Origin of the sequence: Nocardiopsis metallicus (assembly GCF_014201115.1) — a bacterium.
Taxonomy (GTDB): Bacteria; Actinomycetota; Actinomycetes; order Streptosporangiales; family Streptosporangiaceae; genus Nocardiopsis; species Nocardiopsis metallicus.
Map to the genome: position 1 here is coordinate 6,918,215 of NZ_JACHDO010000001.1, position 18,490 is coordinate 6,936,704.

At 70.9% G+C, this 18,490-nt stretch carries 11 protein-coding genes; 6 read left to right on the forward strand and 5 right to left on the reverse strand.

What is annotated here, in order from left to right; all coding sequences use genetic code 11:
* Nucleotides 1–15: 15 nt before the first annotated feature.
* The gene (locus HNR07_RS30580; protein ID WP_184369450.1) at nt 16–2,385 is read right to left on the reverse strand and encodes a molybdopterin-dependent oxidoreductase; all 2,370 of its coding nucleotides are present in this window, start codon (nt 2,383–2,385) and stop codon (nt 16–18) included.
* 160 nt (nt 2,386–2,545) lie between these two features.
* Here HNR07_RS30580 and HNR07_RS30585 point away from each other — a divergent pair, with 160 nt between their 5' ends.
* The 3 genes from HNR07_RS30585 to HNR07_RS30595 all read left to right on the forward strand — a co-directional run bounded on the left by HNR07_RS30585 (nt 2,546) and on the right by HNR07_RS30595 (nt 5,932).
* Nucleotides 2,546–3,493 (forward strand): HpcH/HpaI aldolase/citrate lyase family protein, encoded by a 948-nt coding sequence (locus HNR07_RS30585; RefSeq protein WP_184369453.1) that lies wholly within the window; start codon nt 2,546–2,548, stop codon nt 3,491–3,493.
* 142 nt (nt 3,494–3,635) lie between these two features.
* On the forward strand, nt 3,636–4,334 hold the full coding sequence (locus HNR07_RS30590) for a response regulator transcription factor (protein ID WP_184369456.1): 699 nt from the start codon (nt 3,636–3,638) through the stop codon (nt 4,332–4,334).
* A 5-nt stretch (nt 4,335–4,339) separates the two neighbouring features.
* The gene (locus tag HNR07_RS30595) at nt 4,340–5,932 is read left to right on the forward strand and encodes a HAMP domain-containing sensor histidine kinase (protein ID WP_376769962.1); all 1,593 of its coding nucleotides are present in this window, start codon (nt 4,340–4,342) and stop codon (nt 5,930–5,932) included.
* A gap of 72 nt (nt 5,933–6,004) precedes the next feature.
* Here HNR07_RS30595 and HNR07_RS30600 read toward each other — a convergent pair whose 3' ends face one another.
* The 3 genes from HNR07_RS30600 to HNR07_RS30610 all read right to left on the reverse strand — a co-directional run bounded on the left by HNR07_RS30600 (nt 6,005) and on the right by HNR07_RS30610 (nt 9,737).
* Nucleotides 6,005–7,408 (reverse strand): glycosyltransferase, encoded by a 1,404-nt coding sequence (locus tag HNR07_RS30600; protein WP_221318986.1) that lies wholly within the window; start codon nt 7,406–7,408, stop codon nt 6,005–6,007.
* A gap of 181 nt (nt 7,409–7,589) precedes the next feature.
* The gene (locus tag HNR07_RS30605) at nt 7,590–7,868 is read right to left on the reverse strand and encodes a hypothetical protein (protein ID WP_184369459.1); all 279 of its coding nucleotides are present in this window, start codon (nt 7,866–7,868) and stop codon (nt 7,590–7,592) included.
* A gap of 75 nt (nt 7,869–7,943) precedes the next feature.
* Nucleotides 7,944–9,737, reverse strand: a complete 1,794-nt coding sequence (locus tag HNR07_RS30610) for a trypsin-like peptidase domain-containing protein (protein WP_184369462.1) — start codon at nt 9,735–9,737, stop codon at nt 7,944–7,946.
* Nucleotides 9,738–9,989: 252 nt separating this feature from the next.
* On the opposite strand from HNR07_RS30610, the gene HNR07_RS30615 reads away from it, so the two are divergent.
* Entirely contained in the window at nt 9,990–10,595 is a 606-nt protein-coding gene (locus HNR07_RS30615) for a response regulator transcription factor (protein ID WP_184369464.1), read from the forward strand.
* Nucleotides 10,596–10,689: 94 nt separating this feature from the next.
* Entirely contained in the window at nt 10,690–11,328 is a 639-nt protein-coding gene (locus HNR07_RS30620) for a hypothetical protein (RefSeq protein WP_051073005.1), read from the forward strand.
* 60 nt (nt 11,329–11,388) lie between these two features.
* Here HNR07_RS30620 and HNR07_RS30625 read toward each other — a convergent pair whose 3' ends face one another.
* A complete protein-coding gene (locus HNR07_RS30625) occupies nt 11,389–13,554 on the reverse strand; it encodes a SpoIIE family protein phosphatase (protein ID WP_026116936.1) in 2,166 nt (721 codons plus the stop codon).
* 504 nt (nt 13,555–14,058) lie between these two features.
* On the opposite strand from HNR07_RS30625, the gene HNR07_RS30630 reads away from it, so the two are divergent.
* Nucleotides 14,059–18,486, forward strand: coding sequence for a HAMP domain-containing protein (locus tag HNR07_RS30630; RefSeq protein WP_184369467.1), 4,428 nt, complete (start codon nt 14,059–14,061; stop codon nt 18,484–18,486).
* Nucleotides 18,487–18,490 lie beyond the last annotated feature (4 nt).

Genomic DNA, 18,490 nt, shown 5'->3' on the forward strand with positions numbered 1-18,490 from the left:
GGAGTGGGGTTCGGATCAGCCCTCGACGGGCTCCACACCCACCGGCGGCTCGAAGGCGCGGACCGGGGGCAGCGCGCCCGCGTACGGTTCCACCCTCACCCGGACCAGCTGGCCGGTGCAGCCCTGCGACAGGGACGAGGTGCCCGCGTCCTCGGTGAGGGCGTTCGGGTTGCCGTGCGCGCAGGTGACGTCGGCGCTCGACGGGTCGTACCAGGCGCCGGTCGACAGCTGGACCACGCCGGGACGGAGCGCGTCGCTCAGCACCAGACCGGCCAGGCACGAGCCCCTAGGGCTGGACACGCGGACCACGTCGCCCTCGCGCACCCCGGCGATTTCGGCGTCCCGTGGGTGCATGCGCAGCGGGTCGCGGCCGTTGATCTTCCGGGAGACGCTGTAGCCGCCCATGTCCTGCTGGCTGTGCAGCCGGGTGTTGGGCTGGTTGGCGACCAGCACCAGCGGCCACGCGTCGCCCTCCCCGGCGCTGCGGTGCCGACCGGAGCCGGGGGCCGGACCGGTCACCGCCGGGCCCGGAAGCCACACCGGGTGGCCGGGGCAGTCCTCGTAGCCGAACGACGCGATGGTCTCCGAGTACAGCTCGATCCGCCCGCTCGGCGTGCGCAGCGCGTTCGCCTCCGGGTCCTCACGGAACTCGCCCAGATGGGTCTCGTCCTCGACCCGGGCCGGCATGTCGATCCGGCCCCGCTCCCAGAAATCGTCGAAACCGGGGACCTCCAGGTCGCGGCGGGCCAGCAGCGCCCGCCAGCGCTCGTAGGCCACCCGCATCCACTCGCGGCTGGTCCGCCCCTCGGTGAACTCCTCGCGCACACCCAGCCGCTCGGCCAGGTCAGCGTAGGTGTCGTACTCGTCGCGGGCCAGGCCGTGCGGCGCGACGGCCCGGGGCATGGCGCGCAGTGCCAGATCGCCGTGGCTGGCGGCGAAGTCGTCGCGCTCCAGCACGGTGGTCGCGGGGATCACGATGTCGGCGTGCCGCGCCGTGGCCGTCCAGTGCGTCTCGTGCACCACCACGGTGTCCGGCCGGCCGAAGGCCCTGGTCAACCGGCTCAGGTCCTGGTGGTGGTGGAAGGGGTTGCCGCCCGCCCAGTACACCAGCCTGATGTCCGGGTAGGTGCGGTGCTCGCCGTTGAAGTCGTAGGACTCACCGGGGTGCAGCAGCAGGTCGGAGACCTTGGCCACCGGGATGGACTCGCGTACCGCGTTGTTGCCCTGCGGCATGCGCGGCAGCCCCAGCGGGGTCGCGCCACCGCCGTAGTTGCCCATGGACCCGTACCCCGACGCGAACCCCGCCCCGGGCAGCCCCACCTGCCCCAGGCAGCAGGCCAGCGCGAACCCCGCCCACAGCGGCTGCTCGCCGTACTTGGCGCGCTGCACCGACCAGCCGACGTTGATCAGCGTGCGCCGGTCCGCCATCCGCCGGGCCAGCGCCCGCAGATCGGCGGCGGGTACCCCGCTCACCCGCTCGGCCCACTCGGGGGAACGCTCGACGCCGCCCGGGTTCCCGCGCTCGTCCCGGCCGCCCAGCACGTAGGCGCGCAGCCGGTCGGCTCCCACGGTGTAGCGGTCCAGGAAGGCGGTGTCGGCCAGGCCCTCGCTGAACAGCACGTGCATCAGGCCCAGCATCACGGCGGTGTCGGTCCCCGGCCGCAGCGAGACCCAGGTCGACTTGAGGTCCTCGCCGGTGTCGTCGCGCAGCGGCGACACCGACACGAACTCCGTGCCGGCGTCCGAGGCCGCGCGCATCGCCGGACCCGCGGTCTGGGCGGTCCGACCGCCCGAGGAGGTCCACGTGTTGGACACCCGCAGCCCGCCGAAGCTCACCAGGAGCTCGGTGTGCTCGCGGATGCGCTTCCATGACGGCACCCGGCTGAACAGGCGGTTCGCGGCGGGCGTACCGATCAAGTGCGGGAACAGCACTTCCAGCGCGCCGTGGCTGTAGGTGTTCACGGACCGCGTGTACCCGCCGAGGGTGTTCAGGAAGCGGTGCAGCTGGCTCTGCGCGTGGTGGATGCGGCCAGCGCTGCCCCAGCCGTAGGAACCGCCGTAGATCGCGGAATTCCCGTGCTCGGTGCGCACCCGCTCCAGCTCGCGGGCGAGCAGGTCCAGCACCGTGGACCACTCCACCTCCACGTAGGCGTCCTCGGGGTCGCCGCGGCGCGGGTCGGGGCCGGGGCCGTGCTCCAACCACCGGCGGCGCACCGCCGGACGGGCCACCCGGGTGCGGTGGTGCTGGGCCACGGGCGTGTTGCCGATGACCGGTGCCGCCGCCGGGTCGTCGGGGTTGGCGCGCACCCCTACCACCCGGTCGTCGCGGACCTCGACCTGGTAGCTGCCCCAGTGGGCGCTGGTCGGGCGAAGGGTGGCGGCCATGTGCACTCCCGTGTGGTTCTGCCGGGCTCCTGGAGAGCCGTGTGGTTCTGGATGGTGCCTTCCCGGGCCCGCACCACACTCTATGCACCGCACGATGCGATGATGAGGCCGGTGGGCCGGGTGCGGCCCGTGTCACGGACGGCGAGGGAGCAGGCAGAGGATGGGCGAGCTCAGGTCACGGCGGTCGGTACTCGCTGTACCGGGGTCCAACCCCCGGTTCGTGGAGAAGGCCCGGGGGCTGGACACCGACGCGTTCTTCCTGGACCTGGAGGACGCGGTCGCGCCCCTGGAGAAGGAGTCCGCCCGCGAGACCGTGGTGAAGGCGCTCAACGACGGCGGCTGGGAGGGCCGGGTCCGCTCGGTTCGGGTCAACGACATCTCCACCGGCTGGGCCTACCGCGACGTCATCACCGTGGTCGAGGGTGCCGGAGCCCACCTGGACACCCTGGTCCTGCCCAAGGTCACCGCCGCCCGGGACGTCCACTGGCTGGACACCCTGCTCACCCAGATCGAACGCGCCGCGGGCCTGCCCGTCGGCCGGATCGGCATCGAGGCGCAGATCGAGGACGCCAAGGGCCTGGTGAACGTCGACGAGATCGCCGCCGCCTCGCCCCGCCTGGAGACCCTGGTCTACGGGCCCGCCGACTTCATGGCCTCGATCAACATGAAGAGCCTGGTCGTGGGCGAGCAACCGCCCGGCTACGACGTCGGCGACGCCTACCACCACGTCCTCATGCGCATCCTCGTGGCGGCCCGCGCGCACGGCGTCCAGGCCATCGACGGCCCCTACCTGCAGATCCGCGACGTCGACGCCTTCCGGCGGGCGGCCGGACGCACCGCCGCACTCGGTTTCGACGGCAAGTGGGTCCTGCACCCGCTCCAGGTGGAGGCGGCCAACGAGGCCTTCGCGCCCTCCCAGGAGGACTACGACCACGCCGAGCTGATCCTGGACGCCTACGCGCACGCCACCACCGTGGACCGGCGTGGCGCCGTGATGCTCGGCGAGGAGATGCTCGACGAGGCCTCCCGGAAGATGGCGCTGGTCGTGGCGGGCAAGGGCCGGGCCGCCGGGCTGTCCCGCACCCGCGCCTTCGACCCCGAAGCCTGACCCGGGGCGCGGGCCGAGGGGCGATCCGGGGCGTGATCCGAGCCCTCACCCGGGAAGCGGGTCGGGGCCGTCCACCCGCGGTCGCACGGCGTTCCGCCCCGCCTCTTACCGACCTCTCACCAAGGTGGGAGAGCATGGACCCATGGAAAGCACCGCCACCGTCCTGGTCGCCGACGACGACCGGGCCATCAGGGAGTCCCTGGAACGCGCCCTCCAACTGGAGGGGTACACGGTGCGGACGGCGGCGGACGGCGTCCAGGCGCTGGCCGCCGTCCACGCCGACCCCGTGGACCTGCTCGTCCTCGACGTCATGATGCCCGGGGTCGACGGCCTCGGTGTGGCCCGTGTCCTGCGTGCCGAGCACGACAGGACCCCCATCCTGATGCTCACCGCCCGTGTGGAGACCCCGGACCGGGTGGCGGGCTTGGATGCCGGGGCGGACGACTACCTGGCCAAGCCCTTCGAGCTCGACGAACTCCTCGCCCGGCTGCGTGCCCTGCTGCGCCGCGCCGCCCCCGTGCCCGAGGAAACCGGTGAGGAGGGCCCGCTCCGGGCGGGCGAACTCCGCCTGGACGCCCGCGCCCGCCGGGTCTGGCGGGGCGAACGCGAGATCGAGCTGTCCAAGACCGAGTTCGACCTGCTCGAACTCCTCATGCGCAACGCCGGGATCGTCCTGGACCACGCCACCATCTACGACCGCATCTGGGGCTACGACTTCGGCCCCGAGTCCAAGAACCTCGCGGTCTACATCAGCTACCTGCGCCGCAAACTGGAGGACGGCGGCCCGCCGCTGATCCAGACGGTCCGGGGCGTCGGGTACACACTGCGCCCCCAGGGGTGATCCGCATGTCCAATCCCGGCCAAGCTCCCTCCGGTCAGGCCCAGAGCGAACCGGTGCGCCCCCACCAGCGCAAACCGATGTTCCTCAACCCGGGCCACTGGCGGCTCGGTACCCGGTTCGCCGTGCTGTTCGCCCTGGTCGCGGCGGTCACGATCGCCCTCGTCGGCACCCTGGCCTACAGCACCGCGGCCGCGCTCATCAGGGCGGACGCCAAGAGCGAGTTCGACGCGGCCGTGCTGAACCTGTCCCGGGAGCTCGCGCTGTCCTCAGAGAACAACCAGGGAACCCCGGACAGCAACACCTTCACCTTCCTGGCCCCGGGCAGCTTCGACGCCCAGATCCTGGCCCCGGACGGCACCTGGGCCCGGCTGCTCGCCAGCAGCCACGAACTGTCCAGCTTCCACCCCACCACCGCTGACCTGGAGGTGGCGCGGGCCGATGAGGCCGGGGTCATGGATTCCCGCGAGACCGAGATCCACGGCAAGGAGTACCGCGTGGGCACGGTCTCCCTGGGGGAGGGGCAGGGCGCGGTCCAGCTCCTGCAACGGCTCTCGCCGGTGGAACAGATGATCGGACGGCTGGCCACCCAGATCCTGTGGGTGGGCCTGTTCGTCGCCCTGTGCGCGGCCTCGATCGGCTGGCTGGTCGGCCACCGCATCACCGACCGCCTGGTCCGGCTGACCGACGCGGCGGAGTACGTCAGCTCCACGGGACGCCTGGACCCGGTCACCCCGAACCGGCCGGGCAACGGCGGCGGCAGCGGTGACGCGACCGGTCACGGCCATCGGAACAGGAACGGACCGAGCAACGAGACCGGGCAGGGGAGCGGATACGGTGCCCCGGAGGACCCCGGCCACGACGAGGTGGGTCGGTTGAGCAGCGCGTTCAACGCCATGCTGGCCCGCCTGGCCCGCTCCAAGGACGAACAGCGCCGCCTGGTGCAGGACGCCGCGCACGAACTGCGCACCCCGCTCACGAGCCTGCGTACCAACGTCCAGGTGCTGGGCCGGGTGGACCGGCTCACTCCGGAGGCGCGCCAACGGCTCATCGACGACCTCCAGGGGGAGACCCGCGAGCTCACCGACCTCGTCAACGAACTGGTCGGCCTGGCCACCGGCAACCACGAGGACGAGACACCGAGCGCGGTCGCCCTCGCCGACGTCGCCGAACGCGTCGCTGCCCGCAGCCGCCGCCGCACTGGCCGGGAGATCCTGGTGGACGCAGACGACAGCCTGGTCTGGGGCCGCCCGGGAGCCCTGGAACGGGCCCTGGCCAACCCCGTGGAGAACTCCGCGAAGTTCGACCCCGGGGGGAGCGCGCCGATCCTGATCCGCATCCGCAACGGGACGGTGGAGGTCCTGGACCGGGGCCCGGGCGTGGACCCGACCGAGATCGGGCACCTCTTCGAACGCTTCTTCCGAGCCACCGTCGCCCGCGGCCTGCCCGGGTCGGGCCTGGGCCTGGCCATGGTCAAGGAGATCGCCCACGCTCATGGCGGACGGGTCTTCGCCCGCGACAGGGAGGGCGGCGGCACGGTCATCGGCTTCCACCTGCCGCTTTACCAGCCACCTCAGGGCAGCCCAGGGCAGGGTGCGTAGGGCCGGGGCCGGTGATCAGGGCTGTAGGGGGGAGCCCGGGGGCAGGGCCCGTGAGCGGGTACGCGGACCCCTTCACCCCCGCCCCGTCCCCACCTGCGCCCCTGATGTCCGGGCGCCGACGGACACGTCGCGGTAGATCTGCTCGAACCGCTTCAGGGAGTCCTCCAGGCGGTGCCCGGAGGCCATCGACCGGCTGTGCGCGCCCATCCGTGCCCGGACCGCCTCCTCCGACACCACCGAAGCCACCCGTGCCGCGAGCGCGGCGGGGTCTCCCGGCGGGTACAGGTACCCGTTACGGCCCTCCTCCACCAGGTGCGGCAGAGCCATGGCGTCGGCGGCCACCACCGGCAGCCCGCTGGCCATCGCCTCCAGGGTGGCGATGCTCTGGAGTTCGGCGATACCGGCGATGGTGAACACGTCCGCGCACCGGTAGACGTCCGGCAGGTCCTCGTGCGCGACGAAGCCGAGGAACACCACCCGGTCGGCCACCCCCTCCGCGCGGGCGAGCTCTGCCAACCGTCCCCGGTGCGCGCCGTGTCCCGCCAGCAGCAGCTGGATGCCGGGGGCACCCGAGGAGCTGACGGAACCTGAGGAACCAGACGAGCCGTGGGAGAGCGCGACCGCCCGGATCAGTTCGTCGGTGCGCTTCTCTTCGTCCAGACGGCCCACGAACAGCATCGTCCTGCGGTCGGGGATACCCAGCCGGGCACGGATTCGACGCCGTTCCTCGGCCTGGCCGCTTCCTGTCTCCGAGCCGCTTCCCCTACCCGGACCGCCCTCGCTCACCGGTCGGAAGCGCACCAGGTCGATGCCGCAGGAGACCGGTTCCACCGGCCGGGCGAACCCCTGCTCCACCAGAAGTCCGGCCGCGGCGGGGGTCGGTGTGGTCACGTGTTCGACCCGTGAAAGCACCCGGCCCAGGTCCCACCAGGCCAGACCGGCCATGTGTGGGCGCAGCGGTTCGGGGATCCGCATGTGGTCGAAGAGGTTCTCGGGCATGAAGTGGTTGGTGGCCACCACCGGGACGCCGTGGGTGTGCGCGGCGTTGGCGAGCATCCGGCCGACCAGGAAGTGGTTCTGGATGTGTACGGCGTCCGGGCGCAGTCGGTCCAGGAGGCGGTTCAGATGCCCCCGGACCCCCGGCGGCAGGGCCAGACTCACGCTCTCGTGGGCGAGCGAGGGCATGGAGCGCAGCCGGTGCTCCACCACCCCGTCCCGCTCGACCACGTGCGGACGCCCGCTCGCGGAGGGGCACAGGACGTGCACGTCGGCGCCGCGTTCGGCCAGGCCCCGGGCGAGCCGCGCGGTGAAGTAGGCGGCGCCGTTCACGTCGGGAGGGTAGGTGTCGGTACCGATGAGTACTCGGGTGCGGCGTCTCCCGCCGCCCCTCCCCGGGGGTTCGTCCGTCCCCCGAGACCCGTTCTTCCCCGAGGCCCGGGGGACGGCGGGGGACGCAGGTGCGAAGGACGTGGACATACCGGTTCTCCTGGGGGCATGAGCGGCTCGGCCTTGCCGGTGGGCCGGTGCGGCGCGGTGTACCCTGAGTCTGGGCTAGGGGTATGGACCGTCGCCGACCTTCCGGTGACACCGAGGCGACCGGATGCGTAGCACACGGCGCAGGAAAGAATACTCTTCGTGTTCAATCCTGTGTGTCAAGTCACATTGCTGCTGGTCTTGCTGGTCTCACCGTGGACACTCCGCGCCAGGCCCCGCGCCCGGACTTCCGGTACTGGATCCACCACTCCACCACGAGCAGGTTCACCACCCGGCTCAGCCAGCCGCTCATCGCTGCCACCACCAGAGCCGGGGCTTGCTCGTCCCCGCCGAAGAGCGTGTCCATCCGTGGCACGAACAGCAGCGAGACCACACCCACGAACGGCACCCCGGCGAACACGTACAGGCGGCCGCCCCGGCCGCTCGCCCGGGCGCCGCTCACACGGACGGGGCGGACCGGCCCACTGGCCGGCCCGCCCCGTCCTCGTATCGGAGAAAGTGGCGGAAGACGCCCCCGTCAGTCCTCCTCGATCTCCGAGGTCTCCTCCTCGGCCGCGGCGGCGCCTTGCTCGCCGAGGGTCACCGTCACCTCCTGCTCCGAGCCGCTGCCGCCGCGCAGGACGCCCAGGGTGACGTCGTCACCGGGCTGGCGGGCGCGGATCTGCGCGATCAGCTGGTCGGGCGAGGTCACGTTCTCGCCGTCCACGGACACCACTACGTCACCGGGCTCCAGACCGGCCTCGTCGGCGGCTCCGTCCTCGGTGAGCTCCATGATCTCGGCCCCGCCGGTCCGGCTGGGCGCGATGGTGGCCTGAATGGCCGGGTAGCTCGCGCTGCCGTGCTCGATCAGCTGTTCGGCGATCGGCTGGGCCTGGTTGATCGGAATGGCGAACCCCAGACCCACCGAACCGCTCTCCTGGGAGAGCCCGGCGATCGCGGTGTTGATGCCGATCACCTCACCGGCCATGTTCACCAGGGGGCCGCCGGAGTTGCCGGGGTTGATCGCCGCGTCGGTCTGGATCGCGTTGATCACCGTTGAGGTCTGGCTGCTGCCGCTCTCGGTGGCCCCGGTGTTCACGGGGCGGTTGAGCGCGCTCACCACACCCGAGGTCACGGTGCCGGACAGGCCGAGCGGCGAACCGATCGCCACCACGTCACCGCCCACACCGACCTGGTCGGAGTCGCCGAGCGTCGCCGGGGCGAGGTCCGTGCGGCCGTTGGCCTGGATCACGGCGATGTCGGAGACCGGGTCGGCGCCGAGCACCTCCGCCTCCGCCGAGCTGCCGTCGTTGAACTGCACGAGCAGGGGCCCGCCCCCGGCGGCGTCCACCACATGGGCGTTCGTGAGGATCTGGCCGTCGGACGAGATCACCACACCGCTGCCGCCGCCCGCGCTGGTCTGGATGGAGACCACACTGGGCAGGACCTGCTCGGCGACGTCACCGACAGCGCCCTCGGTCGCCGACGACCCCTGCTCGCCGGTGAGCGAACTGATCGGTGAGCTCGGCCCGCCGGGCATCAGGTATGCGGTGCCCAGAGCGGCCGCCGGGCCCACGATCAGGCTGGTGACCAGGGCGGTCACCGCGGCGACACCCACGATTCGGCCCGTGCCGCGCTTCTTGCGGGGCTCCTGGAGCTGGTCGGCGTGGATCCCCTGGCCGAACTGGTTGTAGTGCGCGGGCCCGAACGGGCCGCCCGGCGCTGGACCGCCGAAACCGCCGGGCCCCTGCGGAGCACCGGGTCCGGACGGAGCGCCCTGACCCCCGAACCCACCGGAGGCGAACGCCGCCGTGTGCGGCCCCTGAGGCTGCCCCCGGTACGGCTGCGGTCCCTGAGGCGCCCCGAAGGCGCCGGGCCGGCCGGGTTGTGTGCCACCCGGGCCCGGATGTCCCGGCTGCCCCGGACGCCCGAGGGAGCTCTGCTGTCCCGGCTGTACCGACTGGCCCTGCTGTCCCGGGTGCCCCTCGGGGCCGGGAAAGACGTAGGAGGCGCGGTCGGTGTCGTTGGGGCCGGTCGCCCAGCCGGGCTCGGGGCCCTCGGGCGGCGAGAAACGCGGCGCGTCCGAAGGCCGCTCCCCGGCCGTCTCGGCGGGTTCGGCGGGCGCGGGGCGCTCGTTGACGCCCGCCGCCTCGACGGCGTCGGACACCGGATCCCCGTGCGCTACCTGCTCACCCCCGTCGGCCTGTTCGGTACGGGTCTGCTCGGACTGGGGCTGTGCTGCGGCACCGGACCCGGTGCGACCGTGCTCGGCGTCGCCGCGCTCGGCTTCAGCACCGGTCTCCGGACCGTCACTCGGGTCGTTCGGGTGCAACTCATCCTCCGGCTGGCGGGACGATGTACTGACATGCTTCATCTTGGGGCGCGTTGGTTAGAACAGGGTGAGAGCCCGGTACAGCGTGGTTTCGAGTTCGCTCCGGCGCTGGTCGGCTGTCTCCCCCACCGCCGAAACGTGTCTGACCGGTGGGCGTTCCCCTGCGTCTTCGGTGTTTTATGCACCACAATGTCCGGAACGATACCGTGCCCGCGCCCCCAGAACGCGCCTACGACAGGGAAGGCCCCACCCGTGATCAAGCTCGTTCTCGCCGACGACGAACACCTCGTGCGCGGAGCGATCGCCGCGCTCCTCGGCCTGGAGGAGGACATAGAGGTCGTCGCCGAGGTCGGCCGCGGCGACCAGGTGGTGGACACCGTCCTGGAACACGGCGCCGCCGTCGCCGTCCTGGACATCGAGATGCCGGGTGCCACCGGCCTGGAGGCCGCCGCGGAGCTCAGGAAACAAGCTCCCGACTGCGGGGTCGTCATCCTCACCAGCTTCGGCCGCCCGGGCTACCTGCGCCGCGCCCTGGCCTCGGGCGCCCGCGGCTTCCTCGCCAAGGACGCCCCGGTGGAGCAGCTCGCCGGAGCCATCCGCAAGGTCCACGAGGGCGGCCGCTACATCGACACCGAACTCGCCGCCGCAGCGATGGTCGGCGGGGAGAGCCCCCTCACCGACCGCGAGGCCGAGGTCCTGCGCGCCGCCGCCGACGGGGCCACGGTCGCCCGCATCGCCAAGAGCCTCCACCTCAGCGAGGGCACGGTCCGCAACTACCTGTCCAACGCCATCGGCAAGACCGGCGCCGACAACCGCATGTCCGCCATCCGCACCGCCCAGGACATGGGCTGGCTCTGAGGGTTTCCTGCGGAGACAAGGACTGATGCCGTTGATATTTCTCTTTGCTTATGAATACTCACTCAGAGTAACAATCTCTAGGTGAGAGGTTTCCATGCGTCACCTTCGAAGCGTTACCTGTGTGATGGCGGCGGCTGCCGTCGCTCTTCCGCTGGCGGCCGCGAGCGCCCAGGCCGACGACTGGTCCGGCTACCACGGCGTCGAGAAGTACACTGCCGACCTCGCGCCGGTCACGGTGAACAACTCCCAGGCCTCCGGCACCGCGGAGGTCTGGCTGGTCGACAACGACGCGCGGATCAAGATCCACGTCGACGACATCCTCGCCGACCACCCGCACGCCCAGCACATCCACATCGGTGGTCGGGGCGAGTGCCCCACGGACTACGACGCCGGTATCCACAACGGACAGCGGGCGCTGAGCACACTGGACGGACTCGACGCCTACGGCGGAGTCGAGACCTCGATCACCACCGAAGGGGACACCAGCGCGGCCAGTGCGCTGGCCATCGATCGCTTCCCCACCGCTCCCGGGGGCGTCATCTCCTATGACCGCACCTTCGAGTTGAGCGACGCCGCCGTCGAAGCGATCCGATCCGACAACGCTGTCGTCGTGATCCACGGCATCGACTACGACGGCAGCGGTACCTACGGTGACGTCCTGGGGCCCAGCGACCTGGACCCGGAACTGCCCATGGAGGCGACCAACCCGGCCGCTTGCGGGCCGCTGCGCTGAAGCGCCAGAAGAGGAACAGCAGGGGCTCCCGTGACACGGGAGCCCCTGCTCGGTGTGTTCCTACAGGAAGCGCAGGACCAGCATCGCCGTGTCGTCCGCGTTGCCGCCCGGGGCGTACTCCTCCAGTTCGCGGTCGATGCGGCTGATCACGGCCTGGGCGGTCAGCCCCGCGGCGTGGGAGAAGATCTTCTCCAACCCCTCGTCACCGAGCATGTCCGAGCCGCTGCGGCGTTCGGTGACGCCGTCGGTGACCGCGAGGACCACCTCGCCCGGGCGGATGTCCACGCTCTCGGTGCTGAAACCCACGTCCTCGAAGGCGCCCAGCAGCGGTTGCGACGTGCCGAAGGCCGACACCTCGCCCTTCTGGTTCAGACGCAGCGGCAGCGGGTGGCCAGCGGAGACCATGCGGACCCGCATGCCGCCCAGGTCGTCGCTGGCCGGGGTCATCTCGCCGTAGAGCATGGTCAGGAACCGGGTCGAGGTGTTCTCGTCCAGGATCGCCAGGTTCAGCCGCTGCATGATGTGCGCCGGGGTGAAGCCCTCGCGGGCCAGGGCGCGCAGGGTGTGCCGGGCCAGGCCGGTGACCGCGGCGGCCTCCGGGCCGGTGCCGCAGACGTCGCCGATCGCGAAGCACCAGCGCCCGTTGGCGGAGAAGACGTCGTAGAAGTCGCCGCCCACCTCGCTGCGCTCGTCCGAGGGCCGGTAGTAGACCGCGTGGTCCACGCCCGGGATCACCGGTTCCTTGTCCTTGGGCGGAAGCAGGCTGCGCTGGAGCGCCGTGCTCATCGCCGTGTGCCGCTCGTGCAGGCGCGCGTTCTCCATCGCCGAGGCCACCCGGCGGCTGAGGTCGTCGGCGACGTCGGCCTCCTCGCGGGTGAAGTCGTCCGACTCGTTCTTGCCGATGGTCATCCGGCCCAGCGCGCGGCCGTGCGCGATCAGCGGGATGCTGATCGCCGGACCGCGGGCGATCATCCCGGTGATCTGCTCGTCCAGACCCTCCTGAACCAGGTCCTTGGACGCCCACAGCGGCCCGGGCTCGCGCTGTTCGCGCGGGGGCAGCGTGGTCAGCAGGGACCTCAGGAGGTCGTTGAGGTTCTCGTCGCCGTGCACCACGTGCGTGAGCTTGGAGACGCCGAGCTCGTTGGTGGTGTGGATCGCGCACCAGCGCCCCAGCCGCGAAGTGATGAGCTGCGCGGCCAGCGCGCCGGTCATCCGCTCGTCCAGGGTGCCCGCGAGCAGGTCGCTGGCCTCGGCCAGGAAGCTCAGCGAGGCGCGGCGGCTCAGTTCGACCTCGGCCAGTCGGGCCCGCTCCACCGGCAGCGCGATCAGGTCCGCGCCCTCCTGGAGCCGCTTGGCCGCGGCCGGGCCGAAGTGGCGGGCCCGGGTGGAGGCCACGCCGAGCAGTCCGGTCACCCGGCCGTCCACGATCAGCGGCGCCGTCACCAGCGAGCGCATCCCGGCCCTGGCCAGGGCGCCCCGGGTGGCGCGGGCGATCATGAGGTCGTCGTTGATCACCGGGCCCGGCTCGGGCGCGGCCGACGGGAAGATCTCCTCGGTGCGCACCCGCAGCGGGCGCCAGTGCGCGCCGCCGGTCAGCCCGATCGCCGAGCGCACCTCCCACATGGTCTCGTCGGATGTGGCCAGCGCGATGTAGGCGGCGTCCCCGCTCAGCGCGGTGGTCGCGTACTCCACGGTGCGCTCCAGCAGCTGGGGCAGGGAGAGCCGCGAACCCAGGGCCGCGTCCAGGGCCGACCACGCGGGAGGCCGTACGGGACGCGAGGGGCCCCGGCGGATCGGAGGTGACTCCAGGGACGGGTGTTCTTCTGCCCTGTCATCGATCCGGAACCAGACGGCCTTGTCGCCCGGCCCGTAGCTCACACCCCAGCTGGAGGCGATCGCGGAGGCCAGGGCCAGGCCCAGGCCGCCGCTGCGCTCGTCCCCGGTGGAGGGGGAGGTGTCCACGGTCAGCGGTCCGGCCTGCGGCACGGCGCGCTCGGGCGCGGAGTCGGTGACCATCACCTCGGTCGAGCCGTCCGAGCGGCGCACGGTCACCTCGAGGGCCGAGTCCGCGTGGATGACCGCGTTGGTGACCAGTTCGCTGACCAGCAGGATGATGTCGTCGAAGGGATCGGGCACACCCCAGGTCAGGAGGGTGTCGTGCACGAATTCTCGGGCGGCCGCCGCGGTCTCGGGAGCAGGGGGGAACTCTCGTCGAGCGACCTTCAACGCGTCTTGTGCTGCCAAGCCGTCGGTGTCCTTCGTCACTGGGCGCGGGTGTGGGAGTGGTGGCCACTGCCACGATACGCGTGCCGCCTGGCCGGGGAACCCTGATCCGCTCCGAAGCGGTTCCACGGGTCCACCACGAGCCCCTCACCCGGACGGTGTTCGTACCCGGCTCATCCCCGGCTCATCCCCGGCTCACAGCCGGGTCCGGCCGGCACGCTTCCGGCTCGCCGGTCGCGGGCACAAGGGGAACATGGCGAAGCCTCCTGTGCGCGATGGCTCGGCCAGTTAGTGTAAGACGACACATCCGCTTCTTTCGGGTGGTACCTCGCGACGGTAGCGTGACGGGGGATCACCAAGGGTGCGCGTGAGACACGTGTACCTCCGTGTCCCGTGCGTGAGGTTCGTACGGGGCCGGTCCACCGTGGGCCGGGCGGGTCTGGCCGCGCGGGTTCGGTGGCCGCGAAGACGTGAGCCGAGAAGACGTGCGGGATTGAGGAGGGGTTCATGCCCGAGGCGGTCACGGAACTGGCCGACGATCAGCTCGACGAGATCCTGAGTGCCCTGTACCGGATGCGCGACGGCGACTTCAGCGTCCGCCTCAGGTCGCGCGGCAGCGGCAAACTCCGCGAGATCACCTCGGTGTTCAACGAGGTGGTCGACCACAGCGAGCAGCTCAGTAACGAACTCCAGCGGGTCGGCGACGTCGTGCGCGACGAGGGCCGGCTCAACGAGCGGGTCAACGTGCATCCGGCACGGGGAGCCTGGGGCAACAGCGCCCGGGCCCTCAACGTCCTCCTGGACGAGGTCGCCGAACCCGTCACCGACGTCGCCCGGGTCCTGGACTCGGTCGCCGAGGGCGAACTCAACCGCCGCGCCTCCACCGAGGGCCGCCGCGGCGAGCTCAAGGGCGACCTGTTGCGCCTGGCCAACACGGTGAACCGGATGGCCGACCAGATGAGCGGCTTCACCGAGGAGGTCACCCGGGTGGCCCGCGAGGTGGGTACCGAGGGCAAGCTGGGCGGCAGCGCCAACCTCGAGGACGTCTCCGGAGCCTGGCGCGAGGTCACCGAGTCCGTGAACCAGATGGCCTCCCGCCTCACCCTCCAGGTCCGCGACATCTCCACGGTCACGACCGCCGTCGCCAAGGGCGACCTGAGCAAGAAGATCACCATCGACGTCCAGGGCGAGATGCTCGAGCTCAAGGACACGTTCAACACGATGGTGGACCAGCTGTCCACGTTCGCCGACGAGGTCACCCGGGTGGCCCGCGAGGTGGGTACCGAGGGCAAGCTGGGCGGTCGAGCCAACGTCCGCGGGGTCCAGGGCATCTGGAAGGACCTCACGGACAACGTGAACTCCATGGCGGACAACCTCACCAACCAGGTCCGCGACATCTCCAAGGTGACCACGGCGGTGGCCCGGGGCGACCTGACCCGCAAGGTCGAGGTGGACGTCCAGGGCGAGATGCTGGACCTGAAGAACACCGTGAACACCATGGTCGACCAGCTCGACTCCCTGGCCGACGAGGTCACCCGGGTGGCCCGTGAGGTGGGTACCGAGGGCAAGCTGGGCGGTCGAGCCAACGTCAAGGGCGTGTCGGGCATCTGGAAGGACCTGACCGACAACGTCAACTCGATGGCCAACAGCCTCACCTACCAGGTCCGCAACATCTCGCAGGTGACGACGGCGGTCGCCAAGGGTGACCTGAGCAAGAAGATCACCGTCGACGCCCAGGGCGAGATGCTCGACATGAAGGACACCATCAACAAGATGGTGGACCAGCTCTCGACGTTCGCCGACGAGGTCACCCGGGTGGCCCGCGAGGTGGGCACCGAGGGCAAGCTGGCCGGTCAGGCCCACGTGCGCGACGTGTCCGGGGTCTGGAAGGACCTCACCGACAACGTGAACTCCATGGCCAACAACCTCACCTACCAGGTGCGGCAGATCTCCATGGTCACGCGGGCGGTCGCCGCCGGTGACCTGACCAAGAAGGTCACCGTCAACGCCAAGGGCGAGATGCTGGAGCTGAAGGAGACCATCAACGTGATGGTCGACCAGCTGTCCGCGTTCGCCGACGAAGTGACGCGGGTGGCCCGCGAGGTGGGTACCGAGGGCAAGCTGGGCGGTCGCGCCAGCGTCAAGGGCGTCTCCGGTATCTGGAACGACCTCACCGAGAACGTGAACTCGATGTCGCACAACCTCACCACCCAGGTGCGCAACATCTCCGAGGTCACGACCGCGGTCGCCGCCGGTGACCTCACCAAGAAGATCGACGTCAACGCCCAGGGCGAGATCCTCGAGGTGAAGACGACGGTGAACACGATGGTCGACCAGCTGTCGGCCTTCGCCACCGAGGTCACCCGGGTGGCGCACGAGGTGGGCAGCCAGGGGCAGCTGGGCGGTCAGGCCAAGGTCCAGGGCGTCACCGGCACCTGGAAGCAGCTCACCGACAGCGTGAACGGCCTGGCCGGGAACCTCACCACCCAGGTGCGCGCGATCGCCGAGGTCGCCAACGCCGTCGCCAAGGGCGACCTGACCCGCAGCATCCAGGTCGACACCCGCGGCGAGATGGAACAGCTCAGGGACAACATCAACCTGATGGTGTCCAACCTGCGCGAGACCACCACGGACCAGGCCGACGCCGACTGGCTCAAGTCCAACCTCGCCCGCATCTCCGGTCACATCCAGGGCCACCGCGACCTCAAGGAGCTAGCCCGGCTGATCATGACCGAGGTCACGCCGCTGATCAAGGCCCAGCACGGCGCCTGCTACCTGCCCGAGGACCAGAACAACGAGGGCGTCTTCCGCCTCTACGCGGGATTCGGCTTCGACCCGCCCGAGGACCGCCTGCGCATCCGCAAGGGCGTGGGCCTGGCCGGTGAGGCCCTGTCCCAGCAGGTCGAACAGCAGATCTCCAACGTCCCGCCCGGGTACGTGACGATCCAGTCGGGCCTGGGCGGCGCCCAGCCGAGCCACCTGTACATCCTCCCGATCGTGACGGAGGGGCGCTCGCTCGGCGTGGTCGAGTTCGCCTCCTACGAGGAGTTCCGGGAGATCCACAAGAACTTCCTCCGCCAGCTGGTCGCCCTGCTCGGCACCACCATCAACACCATCCTGGCCAACAACCGCACCGAGCACCTGCTGGAGCAGTCCCAGCAGCTCACCAGCCAGCTGCGCGAGCGCTCCAACGAGCTCCAGCGCCAGCAGGAGGAACTGCGCGGCAAGAACGCCGAGCTGCGCCAGAAGGCCACCCAGCTGGCCAACCAGAACCGCGCCATCGAACTCCAGAACCAGCAGATCCAGCGTTCCCGCAACGCCCTGGAGGAGCGCGCGCACCAGCTCCAGGTCTCGTCCAAGTACAAGTCCGAGTTCCTGGCGAACATGTCGCACGAGCTGCGAACCCCGCTGAACAGCCTGCTGATCCTGGCCCGCCTGCTCGCCGACAACGCCGAGCAGAACCTGTCCGCCAAGCAGGTGGAGTTCGCCCAGACCATCCACAAGGCCGGCAGCGACCTGCTGCTGCTCATCGACGAGATCCTCGACCTGTCCAAGGTGGAGGCGGGCCGCGCCGAGGTGCAGCCCAGCGAGGTCTCCATCGCGCAGCTGGTCGACTACGTGGAGGCCACCTTCCGCCCGGTCACCGGCGAGCAGGGACTGGCGTTCGCGGTGGACGTCTCCCCGGACATCCCCGGCACCCTGTGGACCGACGAGCAGCGCCTGCAGCAGATTCTGCGCAACCTGCTCTCCAACGCGGTCAAGTTCACCCCGCAGGGCGAGGTGCGGCTGCTGATCGAGCCGGCCTGGGCGCTGGAGGACACCGACCTCGACATGTTCGTGGAGAACGAGGAGGTCATCGCGTTCACCGTCGCCGACACCGGCATCGGGATCGCGGAGGACAAGCTCCAGGTGATCTTCGAGGCCTTCCACCAGGGTGACGGCGGCACCTCCCGGCGCTTCGGCGGCACCGGGCTGGGCCTGTCCATCAGCCGGAACTTCGCCCGCCTGCTCGGCGGTGAGATCCGGGTGCAGAGCGTGGCCAACCAGGGCTCGACCTTCACCCTGCTGCTCCCGGTGCGCCTGCCCGACGAGGCGGGGGAGTCCACCGACGAGATCCCGGCCATGGAGCCGGTCCCCGCGCTCGAACCGAGCCGGATCGACCACGGGAGCCTCCCGGACCTGGGCGGAGACGACCTCGACATCGCCGACGAGGACTTCGACGCGGTCGTGGCCGCCCTGACCGACGCGGGCGAGGACCCCGAACCGCTGCCGATGGTGCAGGTGCTCAAGACACCCGAACCCGCCGAGGCCGAGAGCTCCGAGCAGGAGATCGCCCAGGAGGCGGCCGAGGCCCGGACCGACCCGGAGCGGCGAGCCGTCCTGGCCGGACAGCGGGTGCTGATCGTCGACGACGACGTGCGCAACGTGTTCGCGCTGACCAGTGCCCTCGAAGCCCAGGGCCTGGAGGTCCTCTACGCCGACAACGGCCACACGGGGATCGAGAAGCTGGAGGCCAACGAGGACATCTCCCTCGTCCTGATGGACGTGATGATGCCCGAGCTGGACGGCAACCAGACGACCCAGCGGATCCGCGAGATGCCACAGTTCGAGGACCTGCCGATCATCTCCCTGACGGCCAAGGCCATGCAGGGCGACCGGGAGCGCAGCCTCGCCGCGGGCGCCACCGACTACGTGACCAAGCCGGTGGACCTGGACCACCTCCTGGACGTGATGCGCAGGTGGCTCACGGCGGGGCCGGAGGAGACCCGGGCCGGTGCCGCGGGCGACGATCTCAGGGCCGCCGACACGGCCGGATCCCCGGACGGGCACAATGGCGCCACGGGTCACAACAACCACAGTGACACCAGGGATAACAGCGAAGCGAACGGGGACACTGGCAGCACCGGTAGCACCCCGACCGAAGACTCGGAGTAGCCAG

Excerpts from the sequence above, each read along its gene's own strand:
- HNR07_RS30585 (WP_184369453.1), top strand. The coding sequence starts at position 2,546 with ATGGGCGAGCTCAGGTCACGGCGGTCGGTACTCGCTGTACCGGGGTCC.
- HNR07_RS30580 (WP_184369450.1), bottom strand. The coding sequence starts at position 2,385 with ATGGCCGCCACCCTTCGCCCGACCAGCGCCCACTGGGGCAGCTACCAG.
- HNR07_RS30620 (WP_051073005.1), top strand. The coding sequence starts at position 10,690 with ATGCGTCACCTTCGAAGCGTTACCTGTGTGATGGCGGCGGCTGCCGTC.
- HNR07_RS30630 (WP_184369467.1), top strand. The coding sequence starts at position 14,059 with ATGCCCGAGGCGGTCACGGAACTGGCCGACGATCAGCTCGACGAGATC.
- HNR07_RS30595 (WP_376769962.1), top strand. The coding sequence starts at position 4,340 with ATGTCCAATCCCGGCCAAGCTCCCTCCGGTCAGGCCCAGAGCGAACCG.
- HNR07_RS30600 (WP_221318986.1), bottom strand. The coding sequence starts at position 7,408 with ATGTCCACGTCCTTCGCACCTGCGTCCCCCGCCGTCCCCCGGGCCTCG.
- HNR07_RS30590 (WP_184369456.1), top strand. The coding sequence starts at position 3,636 with ATGGAAAGCACCGCCACCGTCCTGGTCGCCGACGACGACCGGGCCATC.